Source organism: Sutcliffiella horikoshii (genome assembly GCF_020524325.1).
Classification (GTDB): domain Bacteria; phylum Bacillota; class Bacilli; order Bacillales; family Bacillaceae_I; genus Sutcliffiella_A; species Sutcliffiella_A horikoshii_D.
The window spans coordinates 52,049-71,856 of record NZ_JAIVKY010000003.1; the positions used below are offsets into that span (position 1 = coordinate 52,049).

The following is a 19,808-nucleotide window of genomic DNA, read 5'->3' on the forward strand; positions in this document are numbered from 1 at the left end:
GTCTTTTAGTGCTTGCCGATGAAGTTATTAACTTCATCGGCTTAATTTTTTCATAAGGTTAGCAATTACAAATCATGACCACGTTACCGTCTGGATCTTTGATATTAAACCAAGCCGTTTCTCCTACCCGTTCAATCTCCCGAACAATTTCAATGCCTTTTGCTTGGATATATTGATAAGCTTCATTGATGTCTGGTGCATAAAAATTGAACAAAGGTGCGTCTGTTGGCATATATTTAAACCCTGGATCAAAGGTATGATCATCAAGGGTCAAGGAGCTACTTCCAACTAAGGGGATATTGTAGACAGGAGATTGTACTGAATCTAGATTAAGGTCCAACCCTAGTAATTCAGAGTACCACTGGGCGGATTTTTTTAGATTAGATACGTGAATGAAAACACCATTCATTTGATTTTTGATCGGTAACGTTTTTTGCATGTTTTTTCTCCCTCCTTTTTATGTTCACTCGTTTACTATTCGGTATTTTAAGGAAAAGTCCTTTGAAAATAAATTTGGAATGTTGGAAGCAAATGAGAAAAAACGAGTAAGAAACATTAGTTTGTGGGTAATCGCCGCTGTTGATTTCCGCAAATGGCTTCGCTTTCCGCGGGACGGTGCTTGAGCCTCCTCACTTCGTTGCGGGGTCTCAACCTACCGTTACTCCCCCGCTGGAGTCTTCGCCTTTTGCTCCAATCCACAGCTATAAATTTCAAGGATGATACGTTAATACTTTCACGGTTAACTCGTTTAGACTCCCATTTATAAATCCATTGTTAATTGAAGAAACTTTGTTGATTGGAGTGGAAGGCGCGCAGACGCCCGTGGGAGGAAGGGACAGGTGAGACCCCGGAAGGCGAAGTCTGAGGAGGCTCACGGACTGCCCGCAGGCAAGCGAAGCGCCTGGAACGGAAATCAACTGTATTATCCACTTTCCAAAACAATAAAAGAAGCCAATCCCACTCATCAGAGAACTGGATTGGCTTCTATTATATTCTTACACCATCACTTTACAAATATCGTTAGTAAACTCAACAGGATCTTCAAGTGGCAGTCCTTCAATCAGCAACGCTTGGCTGTAGAGCAGGTTTGTGTACAATGCAAGTTTCTCACGGTCACCCTCATGAGCATTTTTCAACGCAGTATACACTTCATGGTTTGTGTTGATTTCAAGAACCTTATTAGCCTTAATATTTTGATTATCCGGCATCGCGCTTAGGATTTTCTCCATCTCAATGGTTACTTCCCCTTCAGTTGAAAGGCAAACTGGGTGTGTTTTTAAACGCTTAGATACCTTTACTGCTGAAACCTTATCAGCAAGGATTTCCTTCATCGCTTCGAACAATTCCTTGTTTGCTTCCTGCTCGGATTCCGTTTGTTTGTCATCTTCTTCAGAATCTATGCCAAGATCACCGCTTGATACGTTTTTGAATTCTTTTTCTTTGTAGTTCATCAGCATCTTGATAGCAAACTCATCAATGTCCTCTGTGAAGTAAAGCATTTCATACCCTTTGTCAGATACAAGCTCGGTTTGCGGAAGTTTTTCGATTCTTTCTTTGGACTCACCAGTTGCATAATAGATATACTTTTGGTCCTCTTTCATGCGGGAGATATACTCATCCAACGTCACTAGTTTCTTCTCTGTAGAAGAATAGAACATCAGCAAGTCTTGTAACTGCTCTTTGTTAGCGCCGTATTCTGCATAAACTCCATACTTCAATTGGCGGCCGAATGCTTCAAAGAATTTCTCATATTTCTCGCGCTCGTCTTTCATCATGCCAAGCAAGGCACTCTTGATTTTCTTTGCCAAGTTCTTCGCGATGAATTTCAGCTGACGATCTTGCTGTAGCATTTCACGAGAGATGTTAAGAGACAAGTCCTCAGAATCTACCAATCCTTTTACAAAACTAAAATGATCAGGCAGTAAGTCGGCACACTTGTTCATAATCAAAACGCCACTTGAATAGAGCTCCAATCCTTTTTCAAATTCTTTTGAATAGTAATCAAATGGAATGCTCTCTGGAATATAAAGAATAGAGTTATAGCGGATCGTACCGTCTACACTAATATGAAGATGCTTTAATGGTTTGTCAAAACCATAGTGCTTTTCATTATAAAATTTCTCATAATCTTCGTCTGTAAGTTCAGATTTATTTTTACGCCAAATCGGCACCATGCTGTTAATGGTTTGCTCTTCTGACACTTCTTCTAGTTCCTCTTCATTGTCCGCTTTCGGTTTGGAAGTTGTTACATCCATCTTAATTGGGTAGCGGATGAAGTCGGAATACTTTTTGATGATGGACTTTAATCTGTACTCTTCTAAGTACTCATCATAGCTTTCGTCTTCTGTATTCTCTTTTATTTTCAGAACGATTTCTGTACCAACAGTTTCTTTTTCGGTTGGCTCGATTGTGTAGCCATCTGCGCCTTCCGATTCCCATCTGTACGCTTCATCGCTGCCAAGTGCTCTACTTGTTACGGTTACGACATCCGCAACCATGAATGCCGCATAGAAGCCGACACCGAATTGGCCGATGATGTCATGTCCATCCTTGATTTCGTTTTCTTTTTTAAATGCCAGAGAACCACTTTTTGCAATAACACCAAGATTTGCTTCTAGTTCTTCTTTTGTCATCCCAATACCTGTATCCACAATGGTTAAGGTTCTATTTTCTTTATTTGGGATAACTTTTACAAAATAGTTGTCCTTATCAAATGTAAGAGAATCATCTGTCAATGCGCGATAATAAATCTTATCCATTGCATCACTTGCATTGGAGATAAGCTCTCGTAGAAAAACCTCACGCTGGGAGTAGATGGAGTTGATCATCATTTCTAGCAGTCGTTTAGATTCAGCTTGGAATTCTTTCTTTGTCATGTTCTGATTTCTCCTTCCAATTATGTATGATTATATTTTAGCACTCTCAGACCAAGAGTGCTAATACTCTATAAAATAATTATCATATTTGGATATTTTATGTCAATAGAAATCTACGAAAAAACGGTGTGACTCAGATAAAAGAATCACACCGTTTAGGTTGTTTATTTAAGATGCACTTTTAGATAGTTCAGGTACATTTGTTGCAGTTACTTTTAATTTTCGATCATATATTGATGTGGTAAAAATAGCTACCAACATGAAGGCCATTAGGACTCCAAACAACATTCCCATGCCGGAAAGGTCCACCAATACTCCACCCATGAAAGGTCCAAGCATTCGTCCGCCTGTTGCCGTTGAGTTAACAATTCCTTGATAGAATCCTTCACGCCCTTTTGGAGCTAGCTGGTTCGCGACAGTCGGAACGGCCGGCCAGACGAACATTTCCCCAATGGTAATGATAATCATGGCTGTGACGAAAGCTGTGTACTGCTCTGCCACTCCCACGACCGCAAAGGAAATAATGAAAATAACTAAACCGACAATGATTTGAGTCTTCAGCGTTTTAGTGTACTTTTTGACTATCCACGAAATGATGGGTTGTGCCAACACAATCATTGCTCCGTTGATTGTCCACAAAATACTGTACTGTTTAAGCGATATGCCTAGCGATTGGGTATGTGTCGCGATGGTCGTCTGCCACTGCACATAGCCCATCCAACAAAGCAAATAACCAATACATACCGTTAACAAAGCATAAAGTTTCGTATGGTCTTTTACTTTCTTTTTCTGATCCAGAATAGAAGTCTGACTTGTAGGGTTTGCCTGGATTTTTCTATATCCCAATAGCGCTATTGTAAAAAACACCGCATATGTGACTGTATTCGCAAGGAATATGTAGTCAAAACGGATGTCCGCAACAAGCCCGCCTAGTGCCGCACCGATTGCCACGCCAAGATTTTGAGACACATACATGGCATTAAATGCTTTACGTCCGCCTTCCTTCCAGACAGATCCTGCCATCGCGTACATAGAGGGAAAGACTATTCCGGATCCAAACCCAATGATGGTGAGGTATACGACATAAAAGGTCCATGAGTGATTAATGGTCATCCCGATCAATGCGGTGATAGTGATGGAAATACCTAATAAAATTGACCGGTAGCCACCGATTTTATCAAAAAGAATTCCACCGATCAGGTTGCCGATGACACTTGCACCAGCATTGACCATCAGAACAAGCCCCGCTACAGACAGGGATTTTCCGAGAATGTCATGAATGTATATTGTATTTAACGGCCATAAAAAAGAAGCCCCTGTTACGTTTATTGCCATTCCAATAACTAATAACCAAAGGGCTCTGGGCATTTTTCGCATTTCTACATGCCCTCCTTCAACCAAATTATTTCGAAATCCAAAATAATTGTAATCCGTTTTGGAGGGAGTTTCAATATAAAAAACTTCAATTTTGAAAGTGTATGTATTCTGACTTTTGGGACGAACAAAAAAGCAGCGCTTAGGCTGCTTTCAGACTGTCGATAAACTATAAACTAGTTAGGTTATCTGTGGAAGAGTTGATCTCCGTTACAGGAGCTTCGCTTTCCGCGGGCAGTCCGGAAGCCTCCTCGGGCTTCGCCCTGCGGGGTCTTCCATGTCCTTTCCTCCCGCAGGAGTCTTCGCTCCTTCCACTGCGATCAACTAGAGACTATTATTATTTTAAGCTTTGTCTACACACTGAAAGCAGCGCTTAGGCTGCTCTTCTACTCGTTTTCGCTATGATTTTTGGAGCGGACTGGTTGGGACTTCTTAAGATTCTTTTGCTTAACTTCTTTAACCGGATTATACTCTGCACCCATTTCGACTGCTGTGTTTTCGGCATTTCTCGTTTTTTGTTCCGGGTTATTTTGCTTAGAGCGTTTTTTCATAAATGGAAGCCTCCCTTAATGTCTCAATAATGTCATTTCATTTTGCAGGTTTTGCAATTGAAGACGCATGCGGTTCAATTGCTCACGTTGCTGTGCGTTACAACTTTGGGAAAGGTGCATCAAGTCATTGTAAGTTGCCTCAATCTGCTCTTGAGCGCTCGTAAACTCTGTATCATTGTAGTGTTCCAGTTGTTTTGCTTCTGTGTATTGTGCATGTGCATTGCGCAGTGCATCTTCACATTGTTGAATAAACTGTTCAACAGATTCTCTTGTTGCCATGATTCCATTCACCCCACATTTTTTCTGTGTACTCGGCTTTATTTTGCTCATTTTTTTTAAGTCCATGCTAAAAAAATGAGCAGCATTGAAGCAGAAGCAATTTACATGCTAAAATGGTTTGTTAGAACTATTGGATAAAAAGAGGGGGAGTACGGATGAACAACCTAAAAAAGCAAAATCCGTTTCCATATTCCGTTGAAGATAAACGATATCACACTTGGAATTATCATTTACGCAATCATTTTGGACACAAGGTGTTCAAAGTGGCGTTAGATGGGGGCTTTGATTGCCCTAACCGTGATGGCACAGTAGCGCATGGCGGATGTACTTTTTGCAGTGCAGCAGGTTCTGGTGATTTTGCCGGAAATCGGGCTGATGACCTGGTCACACAGTTTAATGAAATAAAAAATAAAATGCATCATAAATGGAAAGACGGTAAATACATGGCTTATTTTCAGGCTTTCACCAATACTCATGCACCTGTTGAAGTTCTTAGGGAAAAGTACGAAACAGTGCTGAAGCAAGAAGGTGTAGTCGGACTTTCCATTGGTACACGTCCTGATTGCTTGCCAGATGATGTGGTTGAATATTTGGCAGAACTGAATAAGCGCACTTATTTATGGGTGGAGCTTGGCCTGCAAACCGTTCATGAACGCACGGCGCTATTGATCAACCGTGCACATGACTTTGAAACGTATGTGGAAGGAGTTAACAAACTTCGTAAACACGGTATTCGTGTCTGTTCACATATTATTGATGGCCTGCCACTTGAAGATAACAAGATGATGATGGAGACTGCAGAGGCTGTTGCGAAGCTAGATGTGCAGGGGATTAAAATTCACTTGTTGCATCTTTTAAAGGGTACTCCAATGGTGAAGCAATACGAAAAAGGGATGCTTGAGTTTCTGTCCTTTGAAGATTACATCCAGCTTGTTTGCGATCAGCTTGAAATTTTACCTCCCGAGATGATTGTCCACCGCATTACAGGAGACGGTCCTATTGATATTATGATTGGTCCTATGTGGAGTGTGGACAAATGGTCTGTCTTGAATGCCATTGATGCAGAGTTGAAACGACGAGATAGCTTTCAGGGCAAATATTATAACAGTGGTGATGGATCATGAAATTGGAACGCGTACTGCCTTATAGCAAAAAAATAATGAAGCTCGCGTTATCTGAGGGGGATATAGCTGTGGATTGTACGGTCGGAAATGGCCATGACACCCTCTTCCTTTCAGAGCTTGTGGGAGAACACGGTCATGTATATGGCTTTGATATTCAGGCGGAAGCACTTTCGAATACCAAAACATTGCTAGAAGAACATGGGGTAGAGTCGCGGGTTACCCTATTTGAAGACAGTCATGCCGAAATTTTGGAGCGCATTCCAACAGAAAAACATCGTTTAATCAGGGGAGCCATTTTTAACCTTGGCTACCTTCCTGGTGGGGACAAAGAAATTGTGACGGTTCCAGAAAGTACAATTGAAGCAGTGGACAGCCTATTATCTGTGATGGAAAAAGAGGCGGTAATCGTCCTTGTCATCTATCATGGACATCCAGAAGGCCAAGTCGAACGCGACGCCCTCCTGGACTACGTTACCAAACTAGACCAGAAAAAAGCCCACGTCCTCCAATACCGCTTCATGAACCAAATCAACAACCCACCATTCATCATCGCAATCGAAAAAAAATAAAGGAACCGGCATGGGTGAATGTCGGTTCCTTTATTGCATTAACGCATTGAGGGTCAGACCCCTCGTTACTTCTTTAAATCACTAAAGTCCTTTCTCTTTATGCGCCGCGCCAGCTTTGGAATTTGCGGTAGGCTCGTCCATTCATGTAGAAGAAGTAGGCGGTGCCGCCGCTTGCTTTGATGATGCTTTTGGCCATGGAGGCAATGTCTTTACAGTCATGGACTTTACGGTCTGAAAGGTAGACGCCGAGCAGACCCCGATTAATCAAGCGGTGAAACTTCTCATAAGGCAAACCCGCTGTATAAACGTCCGCCTGCTCCATAAAATGCCGTAACCTGTCCATAAACACAGACTCACTTTCATAATAACTACAGAAATTGAGGTCCCCGCCATCTATGTCCTCTTCCTGGTCAATGAAATAATCCAAAAGTATATGTAATCCCTGAATATAAGGGAAATAGCCACCTACTATTTTCTCGGCATGTGTTGAAGTAAAGGATTCGCGATATGCTTGAGAAACCAAACAAAAAATCCCAAGAGTGGACCCTGTACAAGCAGAGAATTCATACCATTCCATTGGTGGCAGCTCCTTCTTATAAAGAGCGAACCATTCTTCAAGCCTTGGCACCCGATCTTCCTCGATCACATGCTTATGCACCTGCAGATCACAATAATAACCGGCAAGCCTTACTAGGTGTGGAGCTATTTTTTCATAATTTCGATGAGCCCCCAGCACTTTCTGACAGGTCGTCACTAAGCTCGCCAAATACCCTCCATCATCCTGTTCTTCCCGAAACCGATAATATTCTTTCAAAGGTGCTCCTACAGTCAACGCGTCCGGCATGGATTCATGCAGTGCAGCGAAATCTTCAGGATCCAAGGATGTGCTTCTGTCACATAAGTTATCCAAATAGTCACTGATTGTCTGATATGCAACGATAAACTTCACCGCTTCCCGAAAATCGGAACCTGCAAGCAAAGACAGAATCCCGCCACCTTCACAATGGAAAGCTTTTGTCTCAATACTAGCTAACGCCTGTTTGCGAAGTTCCTCGTCAGGAATAATAGAAGCCCTATTTTTCCAATGCTCTAACTCCTCATAGACAACGGGAAACACATCTCGATACACTCTTTTCATCAAAGAAAAGGGATGGGTGGGTACCTTCAAATTTAGTCACTTCCTTCTAATTGTAAGTCCACAAAAGCTTTGGCAAAGCGAAACACACAATCCCGTTCTGGTTCATTAAATATTTCATGGTAAAGACCCTCCCACTCCTTATACGTTTTCTCTTTAGCAGAAAGGGAATTAAACCATGTTTCAGATGCAAATTTATCGACAATCAAATCATCTCCTGCTTGCAAAAGCAAAACAGGAAGATTTGGAAACTTTTCTATTCCAGTAAAAGCTTGGTTCATTGATTGAACAAGTTCACGATACCATCTAACTGACACTTTCGTGATATATAGCTCATCTCCTGCAGCACTTCTTCTCATTTCTTCATTTCTTGTCGCTTTATCTATCGTCAAACCTGTCTTGAACTTTGTTTTCGGCAAGACAAAGTTTAGCCCCTTGGAAAGTACATCGAGCCCTTTCGCTGGATGATGCAATAGTTTCAAACACGGTGACGAAAGTATAACACCATCCACCATCAAAGGTTTCTTTTCCTGCAGTGTACGGATAACTGCCAACCCTCCCATGCTATGGCCAATAACAAAGACCGGCGGCTTCAAGAGGTAGGCTTCTTTAATCCACTTTTCCACTTCTTCTATATATTCATCAAAATTATCGATATGTCCTCTTCTACGTGTGGAAAGACCCTGCCCAGGCAAATCCCCCATAATGACATTAAATCCGTTTGTTTTCCACTGATCCAACAGCCATGTGTATCTCCCATGATGCTCCTGAGCCCCGTGGACAATGACAATGGTACCCTTAGGATTTTCAGCCTCCCATTTCCACATTTCAAACACTCCCTTAAAAAAATAAATTTCTTTCTGATATAATAAAATAAAACATTGATCTCTTACAAGCTGGAGGAACTTATGTATAAAATATACCCATATCTAGATAAAAAACCACAAATTGACCAAACTGCCTATCTGGCAGACTTCTCCGTCATCACCGGTGATGTGACCATCGGAAAAGAAAGCAGCATCTGGTTTCATACCGTCATTCGTGGTGATGTTGCACCGACCATTATCGGAGACAGAGTAAACATTCAAGATCAATCCCTGCTTCATCAAAGTCCAAACAAACCTTTGATAATTGAAGATGATGTCACAGTTGGGCATCAATGTACACTACATAGCGCATTTGTTCGCAAAAACGCCTTAATTGGCATGGGCTCCATCATTTTAGACGGAGCTGAAATCGGAGAAGGCTCCTTCATCGGTGCCGGCAGCCTAGTCCCTCCTGGAAAACGCATTCCTCCAAACTCTCTCGCATTTGGCCGTCCCGCCAAAGTAGTCCGAGAACTAACAGAAGAAGACAAACTAGACATGGCCCGCATACGTAGAGAATACGTCGAAAAAGGCCAATTCTACAAATCTGTACAGAAGTGATAGGAATACCCAGTTGATCGCAGTGGAAGGCGCGCAGACTCCTGTGGGAGGAAGGGACAGGTGAGACCCCTGAAGCGTTGTGAGGAGGCTCACGGACCGCCCACTGGAAAGCGAAGCGCCTGGAACGGAGATCAACAGTTAATGCAACATTAATAATCTACACACCACCCCAAAACCCGGGTGGTCTTTTTTTATTCTAAAATTTCTGTAAATTTTCCACCACCAAATTCTTACCCTTTCTTTACATAGACTTATAACTTCCTAAATATTTTCCACCTAAAATAAAAATAAGAATAAAACCTAGCTAAAAAGGAGCCCTGATGATGGTCAAATTACTAGCTAATTTCTACGAATTCGAATGCAATCTGTTTCGCAGTGTAAATCGTCATTTTGACAGAAAATCTTTGAATTTCTTTTTCCGCAACATCACACATGCAGGCGGAGCCACATTTACCATTTGCAGCCTCTTACTTTTAATTATTTTCAGCAATCATTCCCTTAAACATACAGCAATTGCTGCGGGTCTATCATTGGCGCTTAGTCATATTCCTGTAGCCATTGCAAAGAAACTTTATCCAAGACGCAGACCATATCTTGCACTTGCTGAAATTAAGGTCGCGACAAACCCGCTAAAAGATCATTCCTTTCCATCTGGTCATACAACAGCCATTTTCTCAAGTATTATTCCTTTTGTCTTATATTTCCCGCCACTGGCCATTCTAGCAATTCCTCTGGCGCTAAGTGTAGGAGTTTCAAGGATATATCTAGGACTTCATTACCCATCTGATGTTGCAGTCGGAATGATACTCGGAAGCACTACAGCAATCGTATCCTATCTATTAGTTGTTCCCCTATTCACATAAAAAGAAGGAGGCTCACTATGAAAATTGCCATTTTTACTGACACTTTTGCACCAGATGTCAATGGTGTCGCTAAAACTCTAAAAAGATTCACCAACTATTTGGACAAAAAAGGACTGGAATATCGTGTATTTGCACCAGAAAGTACAAATAAAGATCTTTTTTCCAGCCAGGTCCATCGCTTTGCAAGTCTTCCATTCTTTCTATATCCCGAGTGCCGACTTGCATTGCCTAATATGCTGTCCGTGAAGGCCGAGCTTCTAAAGTTTAAGCCCGACCTCATTCATGTTGCAACTCCCTTTAATATAGGCCTTTGCGGACTTCACTATGCAAAAAAATTCGACATTCCGGTTGTTGGATCCTACCACACTGACTTTGACAAATACCTCGAATACTATGACCTTCAATTTCTGACAAAAGTGCTTTGGAGATATATGCGTTGGTTCCATCGACCTTTGCGCAAGATTTTTGTTCCATCCACTGACACCCAGAACCACCTCAATAAACATGGATTCACCAATACTGCCATCTGGCCTAGAGGGGTGGACTGTTCCGTCTTCCATCCTGGAACCTCCTCTGAACTATTAAAAAATAAATTCAACATCAAAGAAAAACATATCCTTACCTACGTGGGCAGGCTTGCCCCTGAAAAAGATGTAGCCTTACTTCCAAAAATCCAATCTTCCTTGCCTCCATCTATACGTCACGATGTACATTGGCTAATAGTAGGCGACGGACCCTTAAAACAAGAAATGCATAAAAATGCCCCTGACAATATGAGCTTCGCGGGCTTTCAGTCTGGACAAAGTCTGGCAGAGATTTATTCCGGATCTGATATATTTGTCTTCCCTTCTGCTACCGAAACCTTTGGGAATGTGGTGTTAGAAGCATTGGCATCCGGGACACCTGTTGTTGGTGCCAATGCTGGAGGTGTCAAAACAATCATCAAACAAGGGTTGACAGGCCATCTGTGCAACCAAAATGATGCCGTTTCGTTTTCTTCTGCCATCACCAGTCTTATAGAAGACGATGAAAAGCGAGAACAAATGGGATATGCCGGCCGCCAATATGCCTTAGAGCAGTCTTGGGACTCCATTTTCGAAAGGCTCCTTAACGATTACCAACGTGCTTTAGCACCAGAAAAAATACAAATACTTGCGTAAGAAAAGGAGGCCATTTCGCCTCCTTTTTCTTTTGACCTATTAAGTTTTATAAAAATTTGCAACATTAAAACGGAATATTATATAATATATCTATCTTAACTGTTCGGAAGGAGGGAAAAAAGATGTTACTATCTGTAAATGCTCGCACACAATACATGGCATACTTGCATATTTGTCGTGCAATTTTTCATGATTCAGCTATCAACGGGACACGTATGTCCATTTTTAGACAGCTGAATAGAAAAGACAGATAGTAAGAGATCTTTTGCCCTAAAGCACACTATATCCACAGAGTACTCATTTTTCGTTGAGTACACATGTGCCTAGATAAAAACCATGGCAAAGAAGGCTTCTTCTTACTCATGGTTTTTTTGTGCGTTTAAATTCTGAAGGAGTGAACAAAACATGATGATATGTACATTAAATAATATAAGTAAAAGCTTTGCAGGCACGATGATTTTTGAGGATGTTTCGATGGAAATCCAGGCAAACGACCGCATTGGACTTGTTGGAAGAAACGGAAGTGGAAAGACGACACTCTTTCAACTGATCAGTGGAATAGAAGCACCTGATAAAGGAGCTATTCATATAAAAAAAGGTGCTAAAATTGGATACCTTGCTCAAATCCCCTCCTATCCTGACGGGACAACAGGAGAAGATGTATTGCAGTCGGCTTTCAAGGAAACTGTAGAATTGCAACATAAGCTTCGGGCAATAGAGAAGCAAATGGCTGAGGTTGTTGAAGAAAACAAATTAAACAGGATTATGCAGGAATACGGCGTATTGCAAGAACGATTCGGTTTTATGGGAGGGTACGAAATGGATGCCTCCATTCAGCGTATTGCGAACGGATTAAAGATTGCCCATTTACTCCCTCAGCCATTCTCAAGCTTGAGTGGCGGAGAGCAGACAAAGATATGCTTAGGATTTATCCTGTTACAAAACCCGGATGTTTTATTGCTTGATGAACCGACAAACCATCTTGATATTTTTTCTGTAGAGTGGCTGGAGCAATATCTCAAAGATTATGATGGGACAGTTGTTGCCATCTCACATGACCGCTATTTCCTTGATGAAGTAGCGACGAAAATAATTGATTTAGAGGACGGCGAGATTCACACTTACCACACTAACTACAGTGGTTTTCTAAATGAAAAAGAAGAACGTCTGCTGTTGGAGTTCTCGGCCTATCAAGAACAACAGAAAAAAATCAAAAAAATGAAAGATGCGATCAAACGATTGAAGGAATGGGCGAATCAGAGCAACCCGCCTAATGCTGCCATGCACCGCCGCGCGAAAAGCATGGAAAAAGCACTAAATAGAATGGAAAAATTAAAGCGTCCTATTCTTGAAAGAAAGGCAATGGGTCTTCAATTTGATGCCGCAGACCGCAGCGGAAAAGATGTTGTCACAATGGAAAAGGTAAGTAAAGCTTTTGGTACGAAAGCTCTTTTCCATGAAGTTGATCTTGCGGTTTATTTTAGAGAACGGGCTGCCATTGTTGGTCAGAATGGTACGGGTAAGTCTACTCTTTTAAAGATATTACTTGGAGAACTAGATGCGGATAGTGGGTTTGTGAAACTTGGCAGCAATGCCAAAGTCGGTTATCTTTCACAACACATTAAGGCGAGTAACCCAAACCAAACATTGATTGAAGCTTTCCGTGAGGATATTTCCATCACCTTGGAACAAGCAAGACATGTGTTAGCCAAATTCTTATTCTATGGACCTGCTGTATTTAAGAAGGTGGAAAATTTAAGCGGCGGCGAAAAAATGCGCCTGCGCCTTGCACAACTTATGCACCAAGACATCAATCTTCTGATATTAGATGAGCCGACTAACCACCTGGACATAGATTCCCGCGAAGTACTAGAAGAAGCATTAGAGGAGTTCGACGGTACTATCCTCGCTGTCTCCCATGATCGCTACTTCTTAAATAAGTATTTTGAGAAAACTTGCTGGTTAGAAGATGGCGAGCTCGTTACCTATGAAGGGAACTATCAGTATGCGCGGGAGAAGCGGGAGGAATTGGAGAGGCAAAAGGTTGTGACCATTCCTAAAATCAGAGATATGGAGAAAAACAAAAAGCAAGCAGTTCCAACCGTGAATGATGATAAAAGCTACGAAAAACTTGAAATGGATTTAGAAGATTTGGAAACAGAGATTGTAAAATTGGAAACACTAATGGTAAATGAAGAAGATTTACTTACACTTCAAAAACTACAAGATGAACTTACCGTTTTAGAAAAAGAAAGAGATTCTTTATATATGAAGTTAGAAGAAATCCTTTAAAACTAAAACCGCCCTAGATGAGAGCTCTTAAAGAGCCTCATTCTGGGCGGTTTTTTTATAAAATATATTAAGCGTTCGCTTGCTCTTTCAAAGCATCTGCCTTGTCTGTTTGCTCCCAAGGAAGATCCAGATCATTACGACCGAAGTGGCCGTAAGCTGCAGTTTGCTTGTAGATAGGACGACGAAGGTCTAGCATTTTAATGATTCCTGCTGGACGAAGGTCGAAGTTGTTGCGTACCAATTCAACTAATTTCTCTTCAGAAACTTTACCAGTTCCGAAAGTATCCACTGCAATGGATACTGGTTGAGCAACACCAATCGCGTAAGCCAATTGAACTTCACACTTGTCAGCAAGTCCGCTAGCTACGATGTTCTTAGCCACATAACGTGCAGCATATGCACCAGAACGGTCTACTTTTGTTGCATCTTTACCGGAGAATGCTCCACCACCGTGGCGAGCGTAACCACCGTAAGTGTCTACGATGATCTTACGTCCTGTAAGACCTGCATCCCCTTGTGGTCCACCGATTACGAAACGGCCAGTCGGGTTGATGAAGTATTTTGTGTTCTCGTCAATCAATTCAGCAGGAACTACCGGCTTGATTACATATTCCTTGATGTTGCGTTGAATACGCTCCAAGGAAACCTCTGGGTGGTGCTGAGTAGAGATTACGATTGTGTCAATACGAACTGGTTGGTCATTCTCATCATATTCTACTGTCACTTGCGTTTTACCGTCTGGACGTAAGTAAGGAAGAACCTCATCTTTTCTTACTTCTGTTAAACGACGAGAAAGTTTGTGTGCCAGTGAAATAGGTAACGGCATTAATTCTTTTGTTTCATTACAAGCAAATCCGAACATTAGACCTTGGTCTCCAGCTCCGATTGCTTCGATTTCTGCATCTGACATTTGACCTTCACGAGCTTCTAGAGCTTGGTCAACACCCATTGCGATGTCAGCAGACTGCTCATCGATGGAAGTAAGTACTGCACAAGTTTCCGCATCAAAACCGTATTTTGCACGAGTATAACCGATGCCTTGGATTGTTTCACGAACGATTTTAGGGATATCTACATAAGTGGAAGTTGTAATTTCTCCAGCTACCAATACCAATCCAGTAGTAACGGATGTTTCACACGCTACACGTGCATTCGGATCATTTGTTAGGATTGCATCCAGGATAGAATCGGAAATTTGGTCACAAATTTTATCTGGGTGCCCTTCCGTTACGGACTCAGAAGTAAATAAACGACGTTGTTTAGTCATTAAAAAAAGTTCCTCCTTTTTGTTTATGAAAAGCGTTTGACTTCTCTTCACGTACAGCAGTTATATTTGATACGGATCTCAGTTCCTATTGTGATGTTCTATGTTATCTTGTGTAAAAATAGAAAAAACCTTCCCACAAAATTGAGGAAAGGTTTGATGTCGAGAATTAGCCTTTCACTCTTATCGGTCAAGGTCATAGCCTTGCTCAGGTTTAGCACCTTTTCTCAAGCGACCAATACTATGGCCTAATACAAAACAGCGGCGTGCTTTTTCGCGCTCGCTCATCCTTTGAGCAGGTTGCTGGGTTTCATAGGGCCTGTCCCTCCACCAGCTCGGAATAAGAGTATCCGTTCAAGGTTCTATATTAGCGCACTAAAACCTTTCATGTCAACAAAAAAGAGAAATAATTCGACATCAATTTACAGGAAATAATTGCTTCCTTATATATAGATATTTTATCTTTAGAAATCACCTTATCATTTCCTTTTACTTCTGCATGTCAGGGTTTATAATGAGATAGGGCGTTAAAGAAAAAATTAACGTGGACAAGCATAAAATTGGTAACGCTTTCACATGGGCAATAGAAGCTTTTCCACTTGGATGAGCCTCTTTTTCACAAAACGTTAACGAAATTCTATTATTTTTCATAAAATAAGCTAATTAGTATGGACTATTAAGTTTAATGTGTTATACTTTTTAACAGATGAGAAAAATAATTAAGTAAATCACATAATTGAAGGAGAGTTATCCATGATGAAAACGGTTGGGATTGATAATGGGTTAACAAAATTAATTTACGGAAGCAACACACATGTTCAACTGTCTGTTCCTCAATTGGTAGAAAAGATATTAAACCGTAACGAAGGCTGCCTGACCTCAACTGGTGCAGTACTCGCAACGACTGGCAAATACACGGGTCGCTCCCCTAAAGATAAATTTATTGTAGAAGAAGAAATCAGCAGAGATAAAATTGACTGGGGATCCGTCAACGCTCCTATCTCTGAAGATGTATTTGATCGCCTATATAACAAGGTTCTCACTTACTTAGAAAACAAAGAAGAAGTATTCGTATTTAAGGGATTTGCAGGCGCAGATGAAAAATATCAATTGCCAATCCAGGTAATAAACGAATTCGCATGGCACAACCTTTTTGCACAACAATTATTCATTAAGCCAAACGAAGAGCAATTGGCTAAACATGAAACCGCATTCAGCATTGTTTCTGCTCCAAACTTCAAAGCGGATCCTGCTGTAGATGGAACAAATTCAGAAGCATTCATCATTATCTCCTTTAGCAAACGCATTGTACTAATCGGTGGTACAGAATATGCAGGGGAAATGAAAAAGTCCATTTTTTCTGTGATGAATTATCTTCTACCGGAAAACGGCATCATGCCAATGCACTGCTCGGCAAACGTGGGCCGCGAAGGCGATGTTGCACTATTCTTCGGACTTTCCGGCACAGGTAAAACGACGCTTTCTGCTGACCCTAACCGCAAACTTATCGGTGACGATGAGCACGGCTGGTCTAACACAGGAGTATTTAACATTGAAGGCGGTTGCTATGCTAAATGCATCGGCTTGACTCGTGAAAAAGAACCACAAATCTTTGATGCGATTCGTTTTGGCTCCGTCCTTGAAAATGTAGTCATTGACGGTCAATCCAGAATTGCTGACTATGAGAATTCAACGTTAACTGAAAATACACGTGCAGCTTATTCATTGGATGCAATGGACAATATCGTTCAACCTAGCATTGCCGGTCACCCAAATACGATCGTCTTTTTAACAGCAGATGCAACAGGCGTATTGCCTCCAATCTCTAAGCTTTCTAAAGAACAAGCGATGTTCCACTTCTTAAGTGGTTACACAAGTAAACTTGCAGGTACAGAGCGCGGAATCACATCACCACAGGCAACTTTCTCAACTTGCTTCGGTTCCCCATTCCTGCCACTTCCTGCTACCACTTATGCAGAAATGCTTGGGAAGAAAATTGATGAACATAACGTACAGGTTTACCTTGTTAACACAGGCTGGACTGGCGGGGAATACGGCGTTGGAAACCGCATGAAGCTTTCTTACACAAGAGCAATGGTACAGGCGGCACTTGAAGGTGACTTGACAAATGTGGAAGTGGAAACAGACCCATACTTCGGCGTTTCCATTCCAGTACACGTTCCTGGTGTTCCTGACGAAGTGTTACAACCAAAGAAAACATGGCATAACGAAGAAAAATACGACCAGTTTGCACGCGAGCTAGCTGGAAAGTTCAAAATGAACTTCAAGAAATTTGAAAATGTACCTGCGGAAGTCCTAGAGTTAGGCGGACCTACGGTGTAATAATTGTTTTAGGCCAACCAAGGCTTTGAGAGCCTTGGTTGGCTTTTTGGTTTCTGGGGGACGTTTAGAGCCCCCTTTTTTGACTCTTTTCATGTTTTTAGTCGGTGTTTGAGCATATAGAACCGTTCTATTTGACCGTTTCTCTCTTTATTACAGGCGTTCGGGCGTATAGGAATTTGTCTCTGTTAACGTTTTCCCTTTCCGCAATCCGGTTCGGGCGTTGAGAAGCCCCCTCTGTTACCGTTTTCCCCTTTCACATGGCGGTTCGGGCGTTGAGAAGCTTCCTCTGTTACCGTTTTTCCCTTTCACATGGCGGTTCGGGCGTTGAGAAGCCCCCTCTGTTACCGTTTTCCCCTTTCACATGGCGGTTCGGGCGTTGAGAAGCTTCCTCTGTTACCGTTTTTCTTTTTCGCATGGCGGTTCGGGCGTTGAGAAGCCCCCTCTGTTACCGTTTTCCCTTTCGCATGGCGGTTCGGGCGTTGAGAAGCCCCCTCTGTTACCGTTTTTCCCTTTCACATGGCGGTTCGGGCGTTGAGAAGCCCCCTCTGTTACCGTTTTCCCCTTTCGCATGGCGGTTCGGGCGTTGAGAAGCCTCCTCTGTTACCGTTTTCCCTTTAGCAATCCGGTTCGGGCGTTGAGAAGCCTCCCCCTATCAGTCACTGATCCTTCATCCACCTCGTCAACCGTTCCACTATCCTGCGATTCTCCCTAGGCGGAAAATAATGCGTGTACTCAGGATAATACCACGCCTCTACCTTCTTACCCATCTCCTTCGCACACTTTTCCAATCTATAAGAATGCTCAATAGAAACGTTTTTGTCCTGTTCCCCATGAATAATCAATATAGGTGCATCCAGTCGCTCAAGCTCCAGTAAGGGTGTCCTCCATTCATACCGTTCTGGATACTTATTTGGAGTCCCTCCAATTACCCGCTTCATCATCCGGCGCAAATCTACTCTTTCCTCGTAAGTCAGAAACATATCAGACACTCCGCCCCAGGATACAACCGAACAAACTTCAGGAAACTCAATTCCTGTCATCAGGGCCATCACACCGCCACGAGAGAAACCGAACACATGAATGCGATCTGCCTTCACTTTTTCATGGCCTGCTAACAGCTTCAAAGCAGAAAATGCATCCTCCCTGTCATCTCCTGCAAAGTCCTCATTTCCCTCGCCACCTTGATTTCCACGGTAAAATGGCGCCATCACCACAAAGCCTTCTGAGGCAAATTGAACAATTCGACCGACACGAACCTGTCCGACATTTTTTATGCCGCCTCTTAGATATAAAAACCCATCATAATTCCCTTCCGCTTTCGGTTCAGCAAGCAGCCCCTTCACCTTCAAGCCATCGCTAAAATAGGTGACCGTAAAGACATTTATATGCGGACTTGGTGATGGATATGGAGTTTTTTCAACAATCAGACCGTCTTGCAAAATATTGCCCCCTTTTGACGCACTAGGCATTCACACATATTTAGCCCAAATCATACGCTAATCTATAAAAACATACAAAGCATATGCCCACAATTTCTGAGGAGGTAGAACATGAAAGGTTTAAGAATAGCATTAAGCATTTTATTATCTTTTACTTTAATTGCTGCCCTTGCAGCATGCGGTGGCGGCAAAACAGAAAAGGTTCGGATTGCCGAAGTTACCCGATCTATTTTTTATGCTCCCCAATATGTTGCGATTGAAAAAGGATTTTTTGAAGAAGAAGGATTGGAAGTGGAATTGACCACGACTTGGGGTGGAGACAAAACGATGACCACATTATTGGCTGATGGTGCTGATGTGGCATTGGTGGGTTCTGAGACATCCATTTATGTGTATGCACAAGGCTCCAATGACCCAATTATCAACTTTGCCCAACTGACACAAACAGACGGAACTTTTTTAGTGTCCAGAGAAAAATTGGATAAGTTTACGTGGGAAGATTTAAAAGGCAGTACATTCCTTGGGCAGCGTAAAGGAGGCATGCCTCAAATGGCTGGGGAGTTCGTACTTAAAAAACACGGCATAGACCCGCAAAATGATTTGAATCTCATCCAAAACGTCGACTTTGCCAACATTCCTAGTGCCTTCGCTTCCGGCACAGGTGAATTCGTACAGCTATTCGAGCCTCAAGCAAGTATTTTTGAAGAAGAAGGCATCGGATACATCGTTGCTTCCTTTGGAGAAGAGTCGGGCCACCTGCCATATACGACCTTTATGGCAAAAGAAAGCTATCTAAAAGAGAATCCTGAGACAGCAGAAAAATTCACCCGTGCGCTCTACAAAGCACAACAATGGGTGGAAAACAACCCAGCATCTGAGACTGCCAAAGTTATCCTGCCATACTTTGAGGATACATCGGTAGAATTAATCGAAACCGTTGTGGACCGCTATAAGAGTCAAGGCTCTTTCGCCACTGACCCAATCCTTGATCAAGAAGAGTGGGATAACCTTCAAAACATCATGGATACAGCCGGGGAACTTCCGCAATACGTGGAATACGGCACGTTAGTAAATACAACCATTGCAGAAGAGGTAATGGAAGAATAGGATGA

Annotated in this window: 18 protein-coding genes and 1 riboswitch; of the genes, 9 read left to right on the plus strand and 9 right to left on the minus strand. The window is 42.2% G+C overall.

What is annotated here, in order from left to right; all coding sequences use genetic code 11:
• Positions 1-58 precede the first annotated feature (58 nt).
• From LC091_RS04350 to LC091_RS04370, 5 genes are all read right to left on the minus strand, one after another.
• Entirely contained in the window at positions 59-439 is a 381-nt protein-coding gene (locus LC091_RS04350) for a VOC family protein (RefSeq protein ID WP_226680602.1), read from the minus strand.
• 556 nt (positions 440-995) lie between these two features.
• Complete coding sequence (gene htpG, locus LC091_RS04355) at positions 996-2,876, minus strand: molecular chaperone HtpG (protein ID WP_226680604.1); 1,881 nt, start codon at positions 2,874-2,876, stop codon at positions 996-998.
• 168 nt (positions 2,877-3,044) lie between these two features.
• The gene (locus tag LC091_RS04360) at positions 3,045-4,244 is read right to left on the minus strand and encodes an MDR family MFS transporter (protein WP_226680678.1); all 1,200 of its coding nucleotides are present in this window, start codon (positions 4,242-4,244) and stop codon (positions 3,045-3,047) included.
• Between the two features lie 392 nt (positions 4,245-4,636).
• Positions 4,637-4,801: a glycogen biosynthesis protein GlgD gene (locus tag LC091_RS04365; RefSeq protein ID WP_148966909.1), complete on the minus strand. Its 165-nt coding sequence runs from the start codon at positions 4,799-4,801 to the stop codon at positions 4,637-4,639.
• A gap of 15 nt (positions 4,802-4,816) precedes the next feature.
• Positions 4,817-5,080 carry a YtzC family protein gene (locus LC091_RS04370; protein WP_010195299.1) on the minus strand — a complete coding sequence of 88 codons (264 nt, stop codon included), beginning with the start codon at positions 5,078-5,080 and terminating at the stop codon, positions 4,817-4,819.
• 155 nt (positions 5,081-5,235) lie between these two features.
• Here LC091_RS04370 and LC091_RS04375 point away from each other — a divergent pair, with 155 nt between their 5' ends.
• Both LC091_RS04375 and LC091_RS04380 read left to right on the plus strand, forming a co-directional pair.
• On the plus strand, positions 5,236-6,204 hold the full coding sequence (locus LC091_RS04375) for a TIGR01212 family radical SAM protein (RefSeq protein ID WP_226680605.1): 969 nt from the start codon (positions 5,236-5,238) through the stop codon (positions 6,202-6,204).
• Entirely contained in the window at positions 6,201-6,773 is a 573-nt protein-coding gene (locus LC091_RS04380; RefSeq protein ID WP_226680607.1) for a class I SAM-dependent methyltransferase, read from the plus strand. Before LC091_RS04375 ends, LC091_RS04380 begins: the two co-directional genes overlap by 4 nt.
• Positions 6,774-6,870: 97 nt before the next feature.
• On the opposite strand, the gene LC091_RS04385 is transcribed toward LC091_RS04380, so the two are convergent.
• Both LC091_RS04385 and LC091_RS04390 read right to left on the minus strand, forming a co-directional pair.
• Positions 6,871-7,941, minus strand: a complete 1,071-nt coding sequence (locus tag LC091_RS04385) for a tetraprenyl-beta-curcumene synthase family protein (RefSeq protein WP_226680608.1) — start codon at positions 7,939-7,941, stop codon at positions 6,871-6,873.
• Between the two features lie 2 nt (positions 7,942-7,943).
• Positions 7,944-8,735: an alpha/beta hydrolase gene (locus LC091_RS04390; protein ID WP_226680610.1), complete on the minus strand. Its 792-nt coding sequence runs from the start codon at positions 8,733-8,735 to the stop codon at positions 7,944-7,946.
• 81 nt (positions 8,736-8,816) lie between these two features.
• Between LC091_RS04390 and LC091_RS04395 the strand changes: the two genes are divergently transcribed.
• From LC091_RS04395 to abc-f, 5 genes are all read left to right on the plus strand, one after another.
• Positions 8,817-9,335 carry a gamma carbonic anhydrase gene (locus LC091_RS04395; RefSeq protein WP_226680612.1) on the plus strand — a complete coding sequence of 173 codons (519 nt, stop codon included), beginning with the start codon at positions 8,817-8,819 and terminating at the stop codon, positions 9,333-9,335.
• A 320-nt stretch (positions 9,336-9,655) separates the two neighbouring features.
• Positions 9,656-10,198: a phosphatase PAP2 family protein gene (locus LC091_RS04400; RefSeq protein WP_404819656.1), complete on the plus strand. Its 543-nt coding sequence runs from the start codon at positions 9,656-9,658 to the stop codon at positions 10,196-10,198.
• A gap of 17 nt (positions 10,199-10,215) precedes the next feature.
• A complete protein-coding gene (locus LC091_RS04405; RefSeq protein ID WP_226680614.1) occupies positions 10,216-11,358 on the plus strand; it encodes a glycosyltransferase family 4 protein in 1,143 nt (380 codons plus the stop codon).
• Positions 11,359-11,480: 122 nt separating this feature from the next.
• Positions 11,481-11,612: an RAxF-45 family protein gene (locus LC091_RS20335; RefSeq protein ID WP_263290307.1), complete on the plus strand. Its 132-nt coding sequence runs from the start codon at positions 11,481-11,483 to the stop codon at positions 11,610-11,612.
• A gap of 151 nt (positions 11,613-11,763) precedes the next feature.
• Positions 11,764-13,650: a ribosomal protection-like ABC-F family protein gene (abc-f, locus tag LC091_RS04410; protein ID WP_226680615.1), complete on the plus strand. Its 1,887-nt coding sequence runs from the start codon at positions 11,764-11,766 to the stop codon at positions 13,648-13,650.
• Positions 13,651-13,717: 67 nt separating this feature from the next.
• Here the strand turns inward: abc-f and metK are convergent, their stop codons facing one another.
• Positions 13,718-14,917, minus strand: coding sequence for a methionine adenosyltransferase (metK, locus tag LC091_RS04415; RefSeq protein WP_148987974.1), 1,200 nt, complete (start codon positions 14,915-14,917; stop codon positions 13,718-13,720).
• Between the two features lie 177 nt (positions 14,918-15,094).
• Positions 15,095-15,261, minus strand: a riboswitch (SAM riboswitch).
• 409 nt (positions 15,262-15,670) lie between these two features.
• Here metK and pckA point away from each other — a divergent pair.
• Positions 15,671-17,257: a phosphoenolpyruvate carboxykinase (ATP) gene (pckA, locus tag LC091_RS04420; protein ID WP_226680683.1), complete on the plus strand. Its 1,587-nt coding sequence runs from the start codon at positions 15,671-15,673 to the stop codon at positions 17,255-17,257.
• Positions 17,258-17,913: 656 nt separating this feature from the next.
• Here pckA and LC091_RS04425 read toward each other — a convergent pair.
• On the minus strand, positions 17,914-18,726 hold the full coding sequence (locus LC091_RS04425; RefSeq protein ID WP_226680616.1) for an alpha/beta hydrolase family protein: 813 nt from the start codon (positions 18,724-18,726) through the stop codon (positions 17,914-17,916).
• An 81-nt stretch (positions 18,727-18,807) separates the two neighbouring features.
• Between LC091_RS04425 and LC091_RS04430 the strand changes: the two genes are divergently transcribed.
• Positions 18,808-19,803, plus strand: coding sequence for an ABC transporter substrate-binding protein (locus LC091_RS04430; protein WP_226680618.1), 996 nt, complete (start codon positions 18,808-18,810; stop codon positions 19,801-19,803).
• Positions 19,804-19,808 lie beyond the last annotated feature (5 nt).

Excerpts from the sequence above, each read along its gene's own strand:
- LC091_RS04350 (WP_226680602.1), bottom strand. The coding sequence starts at position 439 with ATGCAAAAAACGTTACCGATCAAAAATCAAATGAATGGTGTTTTCATT.
- htpG (WP_226680604.1), bottom strand. The coding sequence starts at position 2,876 with ATGACAAAGAAAGAATTCCAAGCTGAATCTAAACGACTGCTAGAAATG.
- LC091_RS04360 (WP_226680678.1), bottom strand. The coding sequence starts at position 4,244 with ATGCCCAGAGCCCTTTGGTTATTAGTTATTGGAATGGCAATAAACGTA.
- LC091_RS04365 (WP_148966909.1), bottom strand. The coding sequence starts at position 4,801 with ATGAAAAAACGCTCTAAGCAAAATAACCCGGAACAAAAAACGAGAAAT.
- LC091_RS04370 (WP_010195299.1), bottom strand. The coding sequence starts at position 5,080 with ATGGCAACAAGAGAATCTGTTGAACAGTTTATTCAACAATGTGAAGAT.
- LC091_RS04375 (WP_226680605.1), top strand. The coding sequence starts at position 5,236 with ATGAACAACCTAAAAAAGCAAAATCCGTTTCCATATTCCGTTGAAGAT.
- LC091_RS04380 (WP_226680607.1), top strand. The coding sequence starts at position 6,201 with ATGAAATTGGAACGCGTACTGCCTTATAGCAAAAAAATAATGAAGCTC.
- LC091_RS04390 (WP_226680610.1), bottom strand. The coding sequence starts at position 8,735 with ATGTGGAAATGGGAGGCTGAAAATCCTAAGGGTACCATTGTCATTGTC.
- LC091_RS04395 (WP_226680612.1), top strand. The coding sequence starts at position 8,817 with ATGTATAAAATATACCCATATCTAGATAAAAAACCACAAATTGACCAA.
- LC091_RS04400 (WP_404819656.1), top strand. The coding sequence starts at position 9,656 with ATGATGGTCAAATTACTAGCTAATTTCTACGAATTCGAATGCAATCTG.
- LC091_RS04405 (WP_226680614.1), top strand. The coding sequence starts at position 10,216 with ATGAAAATTGCCATTTTTACTGACACTTTTGCACCAGATGTCAATGGT.
- LC091_RS20335 (WP_263290307.1), top strand. The coding sequence starts at position 11,481 with ATGTTACTATCTGTAAATGCTCGCACACAATACATGGCATACTTGCAT.
- abc-f (WP_226680615.1), top strand. The coding sequence starts at position 11,764 with ATGATGATATGTACATTAAATAATATAAGTAAAAGCTTTGCAGGCACG.
- metK (WP_148987974.1), bottom strand. The coding sequence starts at position 14,917 with ATGACTAAACAACGTCGTTTATTTACTTCTGAGTCCGTAACGGAAGGG.
- pckA (WP_226680683.1), top strand. The coding sequence starts at position 15,671 with ATGAAAACGGTTGGGATTGATAATGGGTTAACAAAATTAATTTACGGA.
- LC091_RS04425 (WP_226680616.1), bottom strand. The coding sequence starts at position 18,726 with ATGCCTAGTGCGTCAAAAGGGGGCAATATTTTGCAAGACGGTCTGATT.
- LC091_RS04430 (WP_226680618.1), top strand. The coding sequence starts at position 18,808 with ATGAAAGGTTTAAGAATAGCATTAAGCATTTTATTATCTTTTACTTTA.